The organism is Plantactinospora sp. DSM 117369 (assembly GCF_053764795.1).
In genome coordinates this window covers 9,787,324-9,802,636 of record NZ_CM132446.1, presented here as the reverse complement: position 1 = coordinate 9,802,636, position 15,313 = coordinate 9,787,324, and the positions used below count along the sequence as shown (strand labels likewise).

The 15,313-nt window shown below is 72.2% G+C and carries 15 protein-coding genes; 9 read left to right on the top strand and 6 right to left on the bottom strand.

All coding sequences use genetic code 11. The annotated features are described in order from the left end of the window. The first annotated feature begins 423 nt into the window (after nt 1–423). Nucleotides 424–711 carry a hypothetical protein gene (locus ACSMXO_RS42180; protein ID WP_346258105.1) on the top strand — a complete coding sequence of 96 codons (288 nt, stop codon included), beginning with the start codon at nt 424–426 and terminating at the stop codon, nt 709–711. Between the two features lie 120 nt (nt 712–831). Here ACSMXO_RS42180 and ACSMXO_RS42175 read toward each other — a convergent pair whose 3' ends face one another. The 3 genes from ACSMXO_RS42175 to ACSMXO_RS42165 all read right to left on the bottom strand — a co-directional run bounded on the left by ACSMXO_RS42175 (nt 832) and on the right by ACSMXO_RS42165 (nt 4,639). Beyond that, entirely contained in the window at nt 832–2,652 is a 1,821-nt protein-coding gene (locus ACSMXO_RS42175) for a DUF4153 domain-containing protein (protein ID WP_455416185.1), read from the bottom strand. Nucleotides 2,653–2,837: 185 nt separating this feature from the next. Further along, nucleotides 2,838–3,956: a HAMP domain-containing sensor histidine kinase gene (locus ACSMXO_RS42170; RefSeq protein ID WP_455416184.1), complete on the bottom strand. Its 1,119-nt coding sequence runs from the start codon at nt 3,954–3,956 to the stop codon at nt 2,838–2,840. Beyond that, nucleotides 3,953–4,639, bottom strand: coding sequence for a response regulator transcription factor (locus tag ACSMXO_RS42165; RefSeq protein ID WP_455416183.1), 687 nt, complete (start codon nt 4,637–4,639; stop codon nt 3,953–3,955). The genes ACSMXO_RS42170 and ACSMXO_RS42165 overlap by 4 nt, the downstream gene beginning before the upstream one ends. Before the next feature lie 183 nt (nt 4,640–4,822). Between ACSMXO_RS42165 and ACSMXO_RS42160 the strand changes: the two genes are divergently transcribed. The 3 genes from ACSMXO_RS42160 to ACSMXO_RS42150 are packed head-to-tail and all read left to right on the top strand — an operon-like array spanning nt 4,823 to nt 8,042. After that, nucleotides 4,823–5,515 carry a hypothetical protein gene (locus tag ACSMXO_RS42160; protein ID WP_455416182.1) on the top strand — a complete coding sequence of 231 codons (693 nt, stop codon included), beginning with the start codon at nt 4,823–4,825 and terminating at the stop codon, nt 5,513–5,515. 17 nt (nt 5,516–5,532) lie between these two features. Further along, nucleotides 5,533–6,891: a radical SAM/SPASM domain-containing protein gene (locus ACSMXO_RS42155; protein ID WP_455416181.1), complete on the top strand. Its 1,359-nt coding sequence runs from the start codon at nt 5,533–5,535 to the stop codon at nt 6,889–6,891. A 5-nt stretch (nt 6,892–6,896) separates the two neighbouring features. Continuing rightward, nucleotides 6,897–8,042: an SUMF1/EgtB/PvdO family nonheme iron enzyme gene (locus ACSMXO_RS42150; protein ID WP_455416180.1), complete on the top strand. Its 1,146-nt coding sequence runs from the start codon at nt 6,897–6,899 to the stop codon at nt 8,040–8,042. 56 nt (nt 8,043–8,098) lie between these two features. Here ACSMXO_RS42150 and ACSMXO_RS42145 read toward each other — a convergent pair whose 3' ends face one another. Beyond that, complete coding sequence (locus ACSMXO_RS42145) at nt 8,099–8,650, bottom strand: phosphoribosyltransferase family protein (RefSeq protein WP_455416179.1); 552 nt, start codon at nt 8,648–8,650, stop codon at nt 8,099–8,101. 187 nt (nt 8,651–8,837) lie between these two features. Between ACSMXO_RS42145 and ACSMXO_RS42140 the strand changes: the two genes are divergently transcribed. The 4 genes from ACSMXO_RS42140 (at nt 8,838) to ACSMXO_RS42125 (ending at nt 13,263) form a co-directional block, all read left to right on the top strand. Continuing rightward, nucleotides 8,838–9,476 carry a septal ring lytic transglycosylase RlpA family protein gene (locus ACSMXO_RS42140; RefSeq protein ID WP_346258098.1) on the top strand — a complete coding sequence of 213 codons (639 nt, stop codon included), beginning with the start codon at nt 8,838–8,840 and terminating at the stop codon, nt 9,474–9,476. A gap of 177 nt (nt 9,477–9,653) precedes the next feature. Continuing rightward, nucleotides 9,654–10,781 (top strand): PP2C family protein-serine/threonine phosphatase, encoded by a 1,128-nt coding sequence (locus ACSMXO_RS42135; RefSeq protein ID WP_455416178.1) that lies wholly within the window; start codon nt 9,654–9,656, stop codon nt 10,779–10,781. Nucleotides 10,782–10,958: 177 nt separating this feature from the next. Further along, nucleotides 10,959–12,848, top strand: a complete 1,890-nt coding sequence (locus tag ACSMXO_RS42130) for an acyl-CoA dehydrogenase (protein ID WP_455416177.1) — start codon at nt 10,959–10,961, stop codon at nt 12,846–12,848. 145 nt (nt 12,849–12,993) lie between these two features. Further along, a complete protein-coding gene (locus ACSMXO_RS42125; RefSeq protein WP_455416176.1) occupies nt 12,994–13,263 on the top strand; it encodes a DUF6458 family protein in 270 nt (89 codons plus the stop codon). Nucleotides 13,264–13,339: 76 nt separating this feature from the next. On the opposite strand, the gene ACSMXO_RS42120 is transcribed toward ACSMXO_RS42125, so the two are convergent. After that, complete coding sequence (locus ACSMXO_RS42120) at nt 13,340–13,885, bottom strand: SixA phosphatase family protein (protein WP_455419439.1); 546 nt, start codon at nt 13,883–13,885, stop codon at nt 13,340–13,342. A 317-nt stretch (nt 13,886–14,202) separates the two neighbouring features. Between ACSMXO_RS42120 and ACSMXO_RS42115 the strand changes: the two genes are divergently transcribed. Further along, on the top strand, nt 14,203–14,469 hold the full coding sequence (locus tag ACSMXO_RS42115; protein ID WP_346258095.1) for a DUF6458 family protein: 267 nt from the start codon (nt 14,203–14,205) through the stop codon (nt 14,467–14,469). 116 nt (nt 14,470–14,585) lie between these two features. Here ACSMXO_RS42115 and trhA read toward each other — a convergent pair whose 3' ends face one another. Next, nucleotides 14,586–15,263 carry a PAQR family membrane homeostasis protein TrhA gene (trhA, locus tag ACSMXO_RS42110; protein WP_346258094.1) on the bottom strand — a complete coding sequence of 226 codons (678 nt, stop codon included), beginning with the start codon at nt 15,261–15,263 and terminating at the stop codon, nt 14,586–14,588. Between the last annotated feature and the right edge of the window lie 50 nt (nt 15,264–15,313).

The following is a 15,313-nucleotide window of genomic DNA, read 5'->3' as shown; positions in this document are numbered from 1 at the left end:
AGCCGGTCTCATTCCCCGCTGAGATTGGCTCCCCTCCAACTCCCTGAGGAGGTTGTGATGAAAAGGCTCCTTCGGCATTTGACCGGGCCACGGCCCCACCACCGGCGGGACTGGCGGCGGCTCTGGCTCTTCTGCCGATGCGGGCACCGCTGGCGCTGCCCCGCTTCATCGCCGTCAGCGTCGGTAACCCCGGACCGCGCTGCATTCCGGGCGGGGGTGCGCCGCGCCCAGGCCGAAGCCGCGATCACTCGCGTGGCCGCCAGGGCGCGGCAGACTCAGCCGGCCCCGGTGCGTCGCGTAGCCAATCGCCGCGACGGATGGAACGGCCCGACCCGCGCGTATCCCAGGCTCACAAACGGCCGGGCCGGAAACCTCACACCCGCTCAGGAACACCGCGCCCGGCACAGCGAGCGGGTCTGACCAGTGATCGGGCCGTGGGCGCGTTGGGATCGGCACATCGCCCGGCGGCGCCGGCTTGAGCGCCAGATCGGCCAGCATCTTCCCGGAGCCACGTATGCCTGTGTGGAGTGCGAGCGCGACTGGCCCTGCCCACACGCCCGCCTGTCACTGCTGATCGGCTTCGACGGTAACCGGGTGGGGCTGATGATGTATCTCGCCGCGCACCTTCCCCGCGCCCTGGAGGCGTTACCCGATCGGCATCCCGCGCTGATCGTCGGCCAGATCCTCTACTGGGTACCGCGCCAGCGATGACGAACGTGCCTCATCACCCAACACCTGCCCCGGGCCGCCAGTTCTACCCCCCATAACGGTGGCGGCCCGGGGTGGGCATCCTGCGCGGGAAAGTCAAGTCGTTGTCAGGGCTGGGTCAGGTCACCATCCGGATCGGGTTGGGCAGAACCTTCGGCTGGTCGCCGGGCGTTCGGCCAGAATCCGCCGGGCCTCGATCCGGGCGAGATTGGTCTCCCGCCAGTCGTCTGGTCGGGAACCGGCCGCCAGGCTCCACAGTGCGCAGTCGCGCAGCGAATCCGGCAGCCGGTCGAGCGCCGGTACCGCGTCGGCGGAGAGCCCGGACAGGTAGGCGACGTCGATCTGGCCGCTCTGCCAGTACCGGTCGACGTTGTGCTCGGCGATCAGCCGGTCCGGGTTCGCCACCGCCAGGGCGAGTAGCGCGAGTACCGCCGTACCGAGCGCCACCCCGGGGAGCCAGCGGGCGGCCAGCCGTACCCCGGCCACCGCGACCAGCACGAAGACCAGCCCCAACCACGCCTCGCAGACCGCGACCAGCAGCCGGAGCCGGGTCGCGCCGTACGCGTCGGCGTAGACGTCCATCCGGAACAGCGCGGAGGCCACCACCACCAGGCTGAGCAGGGTCAACCCGCCGAGCAGGATCCGGACCAGCGCCCGATCCGCCCGGCTCTCCCGGGGCGCCCAGCGGGCGGCGGCACCGATCACCAGCAGGGTGAGCAGGGAGACGGCGAGTAGCTGCCAGAAGCCGCGCCGGGCGTACTCGGCATAGGTGAGGCCGGCGGTCCGCAGTACGTGGTCCGAACCGCCGAAGAGGGTGGTGACCTGCACCGCCACGAACCCGGCAAAGAGTGTGTCGAGCAGTGCGACCGGCAGTATCCAGTCGGCCCGGCGCAGCCGTCGCCGGCTCGGGCCGGACGCCATCCCGGTCAGGTCCGGCGGGGCCGCCAGCACGTACGCCCCACCGAGCAGCGCCGCGCCGACCACTCCGAACACGAACACCCAGCGGAACACGGTGGCACCCGACAGCTCCGGAAGGAGCGCGTCCACCAGCCCGGCGAAGGCCGCGTCGGCGGAGGAGAAGAGCAGGCCGAATACCACCAACAGGCCGACCGAGACCAGGACGCTGACCAGGGTACGGCCGACCGCCGGTCCCCGGCCCGACCGGGCGTTCCCGGCCCGCCTCTTGGCCAGCCACGGCAGCGACCGGATCACGGCCGCCGGTGGGACCAGGGCGGAGAGCAGCATCGCGCGTACCGACCGGCCGTCCACGAGGGTCAGTGTCGCGGTGACCGCCGCGGTGAGCAGGCAGAGTACGAACAGCCAGCCCGCCGCCCGGATCGTGCCGACGCCGAGCAGCGCGACGGTCGTGGCGGCCCAGAACGGCCGCAGCCAGCCGATCCGCCGCCATCCACCGACCGGCCGACTCACCCTCCCGACCGGTGCGGCCGGCCCCTTGACCGCTACGGCCGTCGCCTGGGGCGGTGCGGTTGCCGACCGGGGTGGCGTCGCCGGGCTCTGGGGTGGTGTGGCTGCTGCTTGCGGCGGTGTGGCCGGGGCTTGGGAGGGTGCGGTTGTTGCCTGGGGCGGTGCGGATGGCGGGGTAGCGGGGTCGGGCACGCTCTTCGGCCGGGTGGAGCCGGGGTCGCTGGCCGGGTGGACGGCGTCGGCGGTGGTCGCGGGACGTGCGGTGGGCCAGGCGGCGGTGACCAGGGCCGCCGTTCCGGCGACTCCGGCGACCAGCCAGCCGACACCGGGCCGGGTCAGCGGGAGGCTCACCGCGGCGACGGCTGCCGCTGCGGCCACTCCGACCAGCACCGGCTGGGTCGGGCCGCCGGCCGGTCCGGGCCAGCGGGTCGCGATCCAGGACGGCGGAGGCGGCGGGAGCGGCCGGGATGTCGGGGACGGCGCGGGCGGGCCTCCGAGCGCCGCCCAGGTACCGGGCACGGGCGGCCCCTGCCTCGGAGGCGGTGCGGCCGTCGCGGCTGCTGGGGTCGGTGCCGGGCGCGGGGTGGGCGTGGGCGGCGTGCCGGTGCGGGGTGCCGGATCCGGCTGCCCCTGCGGGGTCGGCCCGTTCGTGGGTCCGTTCGCGGGTCCGGTCGGCTGGTCGTTCATCGTCGTTTCCACCTCGTTCATCGCTGCTCTACGAGTACGGCGGAGTGGTCTCCGGCGGGCGGTGCCACGATCGGCAGGCTCACCCGGATCTGGCAGCCGACCGGACGGTCCGCGCGGTTGGTCGTGTCGGGCTCGACCAGAGGACGGTCGGCGACGGCGATGCTGCCGCCGTGCAGCTCCACCACCCAGTGCGCGATCGCCAGGCCCAGCCCGGTGCCGCCGTCGCTGGTCCGCTCGCCCCGGGTGAAGCGTTCGAACACCTCCGGCCGGAGCCGGGCCGGAATTCCCTCGCCCTCGTCGGTCACCTCGAACCGCAGTTCGTCGCCGACCCGCTGCGCGGCGACCAGTACGGTGCCGCCGGGCGGACTGTGCCGGGCGGCGTTGTCCAGCAGGTTGGCGAAGACCTGGTGCAGCCGCCGGGGATCCGCCTGCACGGTCAGCTCCGCGGAGTGCTGGCGTACCTCGAACCGGACGTTGCGCCCGGCGCCGGCCGCGGTGACCGTGGCCTGTTGGATCACCTCGTCCAGGAACTCCGCCACGTCGACGTCCTTCCGGCGCAGCGGCAGCACCCCGGCGTCCAGCCGGGACAGGTCGAGCAGGTCGGCGACCAGGTGACCGAGCCGTTCGGTCTGGGCCAGCGCGACCCGCAGCGTCGGAAGGTCCGGCTCCGCCACCCCATCGACGATGTTCTCCAGTACGCCCTGGAGGGCGGTGATCGGGGTACGCAGCTCGTGCGACACGTTCGCGATCAGCTCGCGGCGGCGCCGGTCGGCCTCGGCCAGGTCTCCGGCCATCTGGTTGAACGCGGCGGCCAGCGTGCCGACCTCGTCCCGGGAACTGGCCCGGACCTGCCGGGTGTAGTCGCCCCTGGCCATCGCCCGGGCCGCCGCCGTCATCTCGCGCAGCGGCGAGGTCATGCCGTGGGCCAGCACCTGGGAGGTGAGCAGCGCCAGCCCGATGGCCGTCCCGGTGGTCCACGGCGGCAGCCAGCCGATGCCGATGATGAAGACGGTCATCCCGGCGGCACCCGAACCGACGATCAGGATGCCCAGCTTCAGCTTGATCGACCAGATCGGGTCCAGCGGTCGGGGCAGTACGTCCATCGTCCGGTTGACGGTGGTCCAGAAGCTCGTCACGGCCGTACCTCCAACGCGTAGCCGACACCGTGCACGGTGCGGATCAGATCGGCGCCGAGTTTGCGGCGCAGGGCCTTGACGTGGCTGTCGACGGTGCGGGTACCCGAACTGTCGGCCCAGCCCCAGACGTCGGCGAGCAGCCGCTCCCGGGGCAGTACCATCCGGGGCCGGTTGGCGAAGTGCGTCAGCAGGTCGAACTCGGTCGGGGTCAGGTGCGCCTCGACCCCGTCGCGGCGGACCCGCCGCTCGGCCTGGTTGATTTCCAGGTTCCCGATCCGGAGGATCTCCACGCCGTTGCCCGCCGCGGCCGCGGCCCGGTCGACCCGGCGCAGCAGCGCGTGCACCCGGGCGGCGAGTTCGCGCAGCGAGAACGGCTTGGTGAGGTAGTCGTCGGCACCGACGGCGAGCCCGACCAGCAGGTCCGTCTCGTCGTCCCGGGCCGTCAGCATCAGCACCGGGACGGGCCGGTCGGCCTGGATCCGCCGGCACACCTCCAGGCCGTCGAAGCCGGGCAGCATCACGTCGAGGACGACCAGCTCCGGCCGGCCGCTGCGGAACGCCTCGACGGCGCCCGGCCCGTCCCGCGCGATCTCCACCACGAAGCCCTCGGCACGCAGTCGGGCGGCCACCGACTCGGCGATGGTGCGCTCGTCCTCCACGACCAGGATCCGGCGTTCCGTCATGCCCTGACTGTAGAAAGCCCGCGTGCGGGAACGTGGATCACGTTGTGAACAACCTGTGGAGAACAGCGCCGCATTGTGGATAACCGTCCGACCAGGGGAGAACGGTGGCCGGAAGGTTCGTCCCCGGGATGGCGCGGCTGCGATAGGTTGGGCGGCCTTGGGAGGCCGGGACGAGAGGTGGGCATGCCGGACCGGGAACTGAAGCTCAACTCGGTGTCGAGGTACGCCAAGGAGTCCCCGCTGTTCATCCTGGAGGAGCACGGGCACTGCGAGGTGCCGGCCGGCTGCGGTGGCGTGGTGCTCCGCTGGCGTGACCCGCTCGCCGGGGTGCCGCTGCGGATCCGGCTCTACGTCGCCGGGGAGTGCCAGCTACTGCTCGACGGCGCGGAACCGCCCTCGGCCCGCCCCGTCGTCCCGTACGGCGAGCACGTCCTGGCCTGCACCGTCGCCGAGGTCGACCCCGCGTACATCGCGCTGATGTTCGCCGCCGTGTACCGCCCGGCCAGCGACTCCGACGTCGAATCCATTCCCGGGCAGACCGGCGAGACCTCCATTCTGTCCAGTGCGGACGGCACCTGGCGGTGGTCGCCGACCGAGCCGGTGGACGACGGCTGGACCCGGCCGGGCTTCGACGACACCGGCTGGGCGCCGATGGAACTCCGCGCCGAGCGTCGCCCGCCGGACGACACCGGCTGGGACCGGGCCGGCTACCAGGTCCGGCAGCTCGGCGAGCTGGGCGCGGTGGGGCTGGGCGTACCCGACGGCACCGGACCGATCTGGGTACGCAAGACCTTCCGGCTCTCCCCGGACGGCATGACTGACACCTCCGTCGACGATGCGGCGGACGGTTCCGTCGACGGCGGGGTGGCACGGTGACGGACGGAGGAGGTCGGGTGCCCCCGCTGGTGCTGATTCCCGAGTACTTCGGCAGCCTGGTCTTCGACCGCCGCACCTCGCGGTACCTGCCGTTCGACGCCGAGGCGACCGCCCTGCTGCGCCGGCTGGTCGACCGGCCGATCGGGGAGGTGCTGTCGGAGGTCACCGACGACGGGCGGCGGATGCGGATGCTCCGCTTTTACGAGCACTTCTACGAGTTGGGTTTCTTCACCGTGCGGCACCGGTTCGCCGGGGTCGTACTCGACGGTCCGGAGCCGCCGGCCGACCATCTGGCCGGGCCGCTCGCCGTACATCTGGAGGTCGTCTCGGCCTGCAACCTGAGCTGTACGCACTGCTTCGCCGGTGACCTGCCGCGCCGCGAGCAGCGGTTGAGCCTGGCCGAGATCGACCGGCTCTTCGCCGAGATGGCCAGCCTCGGCAGCTTCCGGCTCGGGCTGACCGGTGGCGAGCCGCTGCTCCGCAAGGACCTCTTCCAGATCATCGACCTCGCCACCGCGCACGGGCTCGCGCCCTGCGTGACCACCAACGGACTACTGGTCACCGAGGAGATCGCCCGGGAGTTCGGCCGGCGGGAACTGGTCTGGCTCAACGTCAGCCTGGAGGGCGCCACGGCCGAGACCAACGACCGGGTACGCGGTGCCGGCACCTTCGCGAAGGTGCTCGACCGGCTGGCGGTGCTCCGCCGGTACACCCGGTTCACGCTGGCCTTCACCATCATGCGGTCGAACGTCGAGGAGGTCGAGGCGTGCGCCCGGCTCGCCCGCGAGGTGGGCGCGGACACGGCGGTGTTCCGGCCGCTCTACCCGGTCGGGGTGGCGCAGCGGCACCTGGAGCTGATGCCGAGCTTCGCGGAGTACAACACCGCGCTGAACACCCTGGCCCGGATGGACGACGACCGGATGGAGCTGCGCCAGATCGACCCGTTCGGCCCGCAGACCCGGCGGGAGGCGCAGTCGGTGATCCAGCAGAACTACGGCTGCGGGGCCGGCAACCTGGTCTGCTCGGTCTCCGTATCCGGGGACGTCAACCCGTGCAGCTTCCTCGGCCCACGGTTCGTCGCGGCGAACGTTCGGGACCGGTCGCTGGCCGACATCTGGCGGCACAGCACCGGTTTCCGGGCGATCCGGGCGCTGCCGCACACCGAGCCGGCCAGCACGCGGGGCGGGACCGCCACCTTCGGCGGCGGCTGCCGGGCCCGGGCACTGGTGCTGAACGGTTCGGTGAACGCGCCGGATCCGTGGATCGAGGGCCAGGTGGCGTTGGAGCAGCGGTCGCCGGATCCGGTACGCAACCCGCTGGCCGTACTGGACGTGTCGGCGGGGACAGGTCGGATCCGGCCGGGCTGCGGGAGCTGACCGGGGTGGGTGCGACCGAGGAGTGGCTGCGCGCCGAGCGGGCGGCGACCGGCGGTCCGGTTCGGCTGTGCCGGCTGGCCCGCAAGCTGGTCCGAGTCGGCGAGTTGCGGGCGGCGGCGGCGGTCTACGACCGGGCGTACGCGCTCGACCCGGGTGACGCCGACCTGGCCGGGGCGCGCCGCGAGCTGCTGGACCGGTTGGCCGTCGAGGAGTACGGCCTGACCTTCCGGTACGTCCCGGCCGGCACCTTTCTGATGGGCTCGGACACGGCCGACCCGGACGAGTGGCCGGTGCACCGGGTGCGGCTGGACGGCTACTGGCTCTCCGAGACCCCGGTGAGCTGGTCGGCGTACTGCCGGTTGATGGGTTGGCTGCCGCCGCCGGACGGACGCCCGCCGGAGGACGGTGCCGAGGCCGCCACGATCGACCGGGGCGGGTGGTTCGTGCTGGACGGGGCGAACCGGATCCGCCTGCAATATTGCGAGGACGAGACCACCCGGGCGGTCGACTGGCACGCCCACCATCCCCGGATGTCGCTGACCCGGGGCGGCGAGCCGGTCGACCCGGCGTCCGTGTTCGGCGTACCGCCCCGGGCGGACCCGAGCCGGCCGTGGGGGTACGACCACAAGCCGATGGTCTGCGTCGCCGCGCAGGAGGCCGAGGAGTTCGGCGAGCGGATCTCCACGGCGACGGTCCGTTACCGGCTGCCCACCGAGGCCGAGTGGGAGCGGGCGGCCCGGGGTGGCCTGGTCGGCCGCCGCTATCCGTGGGGGGACGAGCCGCCGACTTCGCAGCGGTGCGACTTCGACCGGTTCGACGAGTTGTCGATCCTGCCGATGCGCCGGCTCCCGCCCAACGGCTACGGCCTGTACGGGATGGCCGGCTCGGTCTGGGAGTGGACCGCCGACTGGTACGACGCCGAGTACTACCTGGAGAGCCCGGTGGACAATCCGACCGGACCGGTCGACGGGGAGCAGCGGGTGCTGCGCGGCGGTTCCTGGGCGGACTGTGCCGGTGCGGTCAGCGTCTCGTTCCGGATGTCTCGCGCCTCGACGAGCTGGCGGGGCGGCGACTGGGGCGACCACCTCGCCCCGAACATCGGCTTCCGGCTCTGCCGCACCGAACGCCCGGCCCCGGCCCCTGACGCCTGACGCGCCTGACGCCTTTGCCGGTGGACGGGTGCGCCGAAAGGGCTGAGGCGGGGCGGTCAGGAGTCCAGGTCGGCCGGGGTCAGCAGGCTGTCGAGCCGGAGTTCCGCCACCACCTCCGGTGCGGCCTCGGCGACCAGGCACGTCGTGCCGAGGACGGTGGCTCCGCGCCGGGCGGCGATCTCGTGCAGGGCGCGTACCTGGGCGCCGCTGGCCACCCAGTCGTCCACCACCAGTACCCGGTCACCGGGCCCCAGGTGCCGGTCCCGTACCCCGAGAGCCAGCCGGCGGCCCCGGTAGTCGGAATCGGTCCACGCCCAGGTGGTCGGCTCCGCGATCCGCCGCTCGCCGGTGTTCTTGTACGCCGGGACGAAGCCGGCGCCCAGCGCGGTCGCCACCAGCGGCCCGAGCAGCAGACCGGTGACCTCGGGCGCGACCACGACGGTGGGCGGGTCCGCCCGGAACGGCTCGGCCAGCGCCGGACCCAGCCCGGCGAGGATCGCCGGGTCCCGCCACCAGCCGGACACGTCGCTGACCAGGTGCGTGCTCTCCGGCCCCGGGTCGGTCCACCGGAACGCCCCGACCAGCCGCCTGCTCAGCTCAGCCCGCACGGAGACCATCTTGCGGCATCGCCGGCCCGCCCCGGGTACGGGCACGTCCGACCCACCCAGGGTCGGATGATCGGCTACACGTTTCGCCCCATATCCGGGCGAAAGCAGATGATCACGTTGACTTCCGAAGTACCACCCTCGTTACGGTCCGACCCGATCTCTGTTGTTCCTGGGAGAGGACGGTGCGGTGGCTGGGAAGCATGCCCGAGTTCGGATCCTGCGCTGGCCAACCGGCATGGTGGCGGCCGGAGCGGTCGCCGTCGCGCTGGTCGGCGCGGGTGCCGCCGGTGTGGTGACGCTCGGCACGGAGCCGGCCGCCAACTCCGCCTCGGTGCCGGCCCTGGTCGACGTGGCCACCCCGGCCACCCCGAGCGGGCCGGTGACGGCGTCGCCCACCCCGGATGCGGCCACACCCACGCCGAACCGGTCGCCCGAGCGCGCCTCGCGGGCCAGTTCCCGCCCCTCGCCGAGCCAGACCCGGACCACCACCGCGAAGAAGCCCGCCACCAAGCGCCCGGCGACCAGCCCACCGGCCCGGGTGGTGCAGAGCGGCTCCTGCGGCGCCTCCTACTACGACCAGGGGCAGGTGACCGCGAACGGCGAGGCCTTCGACCCGAACGCGCTGACCGCCGCGCACAAGACCCTGCCCTTCAACACCCGGGTCCGGGTGACGAACCCGGACAACGGCCGGTCGGTGGTGGTCCGGATCAACGACCGGGGGCCGTTCATCGAGGGTCGCTGCATCGACCTGTCCCGGGCCTCCTTCGAGGCGATCGCCTCGCTGGGCCTCGGCGCCATCGACGTCCGGTACGAAGTGCTCGGCTGAGGTGACCGGGCGAGTGCGCGACGTGAGGTAAGTGATCCAGGAATGTTCATTCGACCTGCAACGGTTGGCTGACTCGTCGACAAGATCCGGCGGGTCCGGACCGGTGGGATGCGCCAGGTGGCCAGAACCCGATCGGACGAGGAGTCAACTTCGTACAATCGCGGTCGTCGATCAGGCATGCTGTTCCGCGTACCCATGCGACTGATGCCACCGGGCCGTCGCCCGCTGAGCCAAGGTTCCCGCGCCGGTCTCGGCGCGGCCCTCGTGCTGCTCGCGCTCGTCTCGGTGGTGGAGTTCGCGGACGAATCCAAGGTCAACTATGTCGGCCTGGTCGCGGCGGCCCCGTTCCTGGCTGCCGCGTTCGCCTCCTGGCGGGTGGTACTCGCGGTCGGCGTGATCGCCACCGTGCTGGCCGGCTCGCTGGCCTGGGGCGGTCGCGTGGTGCCGCTGGCCACCACGGTCAACCTGATCGGCGTGGTGCTGGCCACGGCGATCGCGGCGCTCTTCGCGGTGATCCGGCAGCGGCAGGCGGAGCGGATCGCCGAGCTGTCCAAGCTCGCCTCCGTGGCCCAGCAGGCGGTGCTGCGGCCGGTCGGACCGCAGGTCGGCAGCCTGGCGGTGGCCGGGCACTACATCTCGTCGACCGCCGCCGCCGACATCGGCGGCGATCTGTACGAGGCGATCGACACCCCGTACGGAGTGCGGATCATCATCGGCGACGTCCGGGGCAAGGGGCTGGACGCGGTCCGGCTGGCCAGCATCGTGCTCGGCTCGTACCGGCACGTGGCGTACGAGCGGGCCGACCTGCGGGCCATCGTGGCCGACCTGGACCGGGCGGTGGCCCGCAACGTCGGCGACGAGGACTTCGTCACCGCAGCCCTGGTCGAGGAGCGCGGCGGCACGCTCACGATCGTCAACTGCGGTCATCCGGCACCCCTGCTGCTCCGTCGCGGCCAGGTGATTCCGATGGAGCCGCCGGCTCCCGCGCCGCCACTCGGGTTCATGCCGGTGGTCCGGCCCCGGGTCGAGCGGCTCGAACCGGGCGACCGGCTGCTGCTCTTCACCGACGGGCTCGGCGAGGCGCGCCGGGACGGGGAGTTCTTCCCGACCGTGGACCGGGCCTGGCGGCTGCTCGGGCACGGTACGGTCGCCGACGGCCTGGCCTCGCTGGAGACGGCCCTGGTCGAGTGGGTGCGCGGCCGGCTCGACGACGACATCGCACTGGTCCTGATGGAGTACCCGGGACCGCACTCGGCAACCGCGTCGTCGGTGCCGAGCTGGGAGGTCGGCGCCGCCGATAGCTGACCGGCCCGGCCCGGTGAGCGCGATCGGCCGCACGTCCGGTCCGGCACCGGTCGTCAGGTTGCCGTCACTGTGGTGCGGGTCACTGAAGCCGGTGCTTCGCGGTGACTTACCCGCGAGTAATATAACCCCTGTTACTGCCGGGTAACCTGTGTTCGCGAGTCCGGGGGGCAGAGGCGTATGAGCCACTACAGGAGCAATCGGCGAGACCTCGAGTTCAACCTCTTCGAGGTCTTCGGCGCGGACCAGGCGTTCGGCGTCGGCCCGTACGCCGAACTGGACGCCGACACCGCGCGGAGCGTGCTCGCCGAGGTCGAGCGGCTGGCCCGGGAGGACCTGGCGGCCAGCTACACCACCAGCGACCGCAACCCGCCGGTCTTCGACCCGGCCACGCACAGCGCGCCGCTGCCCGAGCCGTTCAAGAAGTCCTACCACGCGCTGATGGGCTCCGAGTTCTGGCGGATGGACCTGCCGGCCGAGCTGGACGGCACGATGGCGCCCCGGGCGCTCTGGTGGTCGGCCGCCGAGCTGATCCTCGGCGCCAACGCGCCACTGTGGATGTACGCCGGCGGCCCCTCCTTCGCACACACCCTCTACCGGGAGGGCACCGAGCGGCAGAAGAAGTGGGCCAAGCTCTTCGTCGAGAAGCAGTGGGCCGCGACCATGGTGCTCACCGAGCCGGACGCCGGTTCGGACGTGGGCGCCGGCCGTGCCCGGGCGATCCCGCAGCCGGACGGTTCCTGGCACATCGAGGGCGTCAAGCGGTTCATCACCAGTGGTGAGCACGACCTGACGGACAACATCATCCACTATGTCCTGGCCCGGCCGGTCGGGGTGGAGGGTGCCGGCGGCCCGGGCACCAAGGGGCTGTCGCTGTTCGTGGTCCCCAAGTTCCACTTCGACGAGCAGACCGGCGAGCTGGGCGAGCGCAACGGCGTCTACGCGACCAACCTCGAGCACAAGATGGGGCTGAAGGTCTCGAACACCTGCGAGATGACCTTCGGCGAGCACGGCGTACCGGCCAAGGGCTGGCTGCTGGGCGACGTGCACGACGGCATCCGGCAGATGTTCCTGATCATCGAGTACGCCCGGATGATGGTCGGTACCAAGGCGATCGCCACCCTCTCCACCGGCTACCTCAACGCACTGGAATACGCGAAGAGCCGGGTGCAGGGCGCCGACCTGCTCCGCTCGACGGACAAGAACGCGCCCCGAGTGACGATCACGCACCACCCGGACGTGCGCCGTTCGCTGATGCTCCAGAAGGCGTACGCCGAGGGCCTGCGGGCGCTGGTCTGCTACACCGCGACCTGGCAGGACCGGATCAACATCGCCGAGGCGAACGGCGACGAGTCGGCCGCCAAGCTGGCGAAGGGCGTCAACGACCTGTTGCTGCCGCTGGTCAAGGGTGTCGGCTCGGAACGCGCCTACGAGCTGCTCGGCCACGAGTCGTTGCAGACGTTCGGCGGCTCCGGTTTCCTCCAGGACTACCCGCTGGAGCAGTACGTCCGGGACGCGAAGATCGACACCCTCTACGAGGGTACGACCGCGATCCAGAGCCTCGACCTGTTCTTCCGGAAGATCGTCCGGGATCGCGGCACCAGCCTGATGGCGGTGGCCGGCGAGATCGCGGCGTTCGTGGAGTCCGGCGGCGGGGAGCCGGCCGGCGCGGACTCGACCGAGCCGGGCGACGGGCAGCTCAAGGAGGAGCGGGCCGCGCTGGGTCGGGCGCTCGGCGAGGTGCAGGCGATGCTCGGCACCATGACCGGGTGGGTCGGCGACGCGCAGGGCGGTGAGGCCCGGGCGCTCTACAAGGTCGGACTGAGCAGCCGGCGCTTCCTGCTCGCCGTCGGCGACCTGGTGGTCGGCTGGCTGCTGCAACGGCAGGCAGAGGTGGCGCTGCGGGCGCTCGGCGGCGAGGTGAGCGCGGCCGACAAGGCGTTCTACACCGGCAAGCTGGCCGCCGCCCGGTTCTTTGCCCGGGAGGTACTGCCCCGGATCGGTGCCGACCGGCGGATCGTGCAGGGCGCCGACCTGGAGTTGATGGACCTGCCCGAGGACGCCTTCTAGTCGGGCGCGTCGAGCGCTGATCTCCGGCGGCCGGTGGAGCTGTTGCTCCCCGGCCGCCGCGCTATTGTTGAGGCGGTGCTAGGAGCAGTTTGACCTGATTTGTCATGAAAGCCCACGACCCATCGCACGGGGGAGTGCAGCGGACATGGGCATCGGTACGGGAATTTTCCTCATCACCCTGGGAGCCATCCTGACGTTCGCGGTCAGGGCGAACGTCTGGTGGCTCGATCTTCGGGCGGTCGGCTGGGTCTTCATCCTGGCCGGGGTCGCGGTGCTGGCCACCACGATGTGGTACTGGCAGGACCGCAAGAAGCGGGCGCGGACCCTGATCGTCGAGGAGAACCGGCTGTCGCATCCGACGGCGATGATTCCACCGCCGCCGGATCCGCCGCCGCCGAGCGCACCACCCACCTGACGTACCCGGTGCCCGGCCTGGTGGCGATGTCACCGGCCGGGCACCGACCCGTCCCGGTACGCGATTCGATGGTCGATCAGCCCCGGGCGGTGTGCCACTTCACGATCGGTCCCGCCTGGGCGCATACGTCCGTCCACTCGCCGGCGATCCGGTGGATCACGATTCCGCTGGTACGCAGCCCTTCCGGGTCGGCATGCACCGGATCGAGCAGAGTGGACAGTTCCGAGATGGTCGGGTTGTGCCCGATCAGCAGCAGGGTGCTCGCCTCCGGATCCGTGGCACGGACGAGTTCGAGCAGGTCCGCCGCGTGCCCGTGGTAGATCCGCTGGTCGTACCGGACCGACGGCACATCACTGTCGCCGGACAGGCCGGCGGGGGCGGTCTGTCCGGCCGGGACGCCGAGCGGGCGGATCGGCGGTGCGGCCATGCCCAGCGCCACGTCGTGCCAGGTCTGCCGGGTGCGCTTGGCGGGCGAGCAGACGACCACCGTCGGCAGGTAGCCGCCGTGACCGAGCCAGGCACCCGCGGCGGCGGCATCCGCGTGCCCACGGGCGGTGAGCGGGCGGTCGGCGTCCGGCGCGGTCGTGGGCCGCTCGGCCTTGGCGTGCCGGAGCAGCACCAGGCTCCGCCCGGGTACGTCCGGCCGCGCCGCGCCGCCCGGGTCGCTGTGTCCGCCGGTCCGGCCGGCCGCGCTGGTATCCGTCACGTTGGTCTCCCTGGGTCGCGTGGCGTGTGCGTCCCGTCGGTCCGGCCCCGGCTGGCGCGGCCCGTCCGGTCCGGCCGTCCGGTCCGGCCGCCGTCCTGCCGGTTCGGCACCGACAGCGACGCTCTTCCCAGCTTGCCGGATTCGGATTTGAAACGCCTGGGTATGTCGATGGATGCCGCGACCGTAGCCGGGACCGGCACGACCACCAGTCGACAGCCTAGGAGGGCGGCACAGTGGGCATCGGTGGAAGCATCTTTCTCATCGCTCTCGGCGCGATCCTCGCCTTCGCGGTGAACGTCGAGACGGGCTGGCTCGACCTGAACGTCGTCGGCTGGGTACTGATGCTCGCCGGCCTGGTCGGGCTGATCATGACCAGCTACCTCTGGCGCAACCGCCGCCGTACCGTCGTCACCCCGGTGGTCGACCCGCGCGTGCCAGGGCGGGAGGAGCAGATCGTCGAGGAATACCACGACGTGCGGCGCCCCGGCCCCCCGCTCTGACCCGGCCGGACCGGACCGCCGACCGCCCGGCGCGTCGGCGCCGCCCCGATCGCACTGCGCCGGCTGGCGGCCGGTCCGGGCCGTTCCGCCGACGGGTCGGCCGGACCCGGGGACGGTCAGGCGAACAGGGCGAAGTAGATCGCGACGTGGTGGCAGATCGCCGCGACCAGCGTGCAGGCGTGGAACAGTTCGTGGTGCCCGAAGACGGTCGGCCACGGGTTGGGGCGGCGTAGCGCGTAGCAGACGGCGCCGACGCTGTAGGCCGCGCCTCCGGCGACCAGCAGCGCGAGCACGGTGACCCCGCCCCGGTCCAGGATGTCCGGCAGGACCGCGACGGCCACCCAGCCCAGTGCGAGATACAGCGGCGCGGAGACCCAGCGGGGCGCGTGCGGCCAGACCAACTTCATCGCCACCCCGGCCACCGCGCCGGACCAGACGATCAGCAGCAGTACGGCCGCGCTCGTCGCCGAGAGCACCAGCAGGCAGAACGGGGTGTACGTGCCGGCGATGAACACGAAGATCATCGAGTGGTCGAGCCGGCGCATCACCCGGTAACCGCGTTCGGACCAGACCCGCCGGTGGTAGAGCGCGCTGGTGCCGAAGAGGCCGCAGACCGTCACGCTGTAGACGACGCAACTGACCAGGGGCGTCCAGCCCGGCCGGGTGGCGGCGATCGCGCAGAGCACGACGCCGGCCACCACCGCGACGAAGAAGGCGTACGCGTGCAGCCAGCCTCGCATCCGCGGTTTGCCCAGGTCGACGGGGCGCAGCCGGATCGGGGCGGAGGTACTCACCCGACCAGGTTACGGCACCGTAGGTTACTCGGGGGTAGTGATTCGGGCAG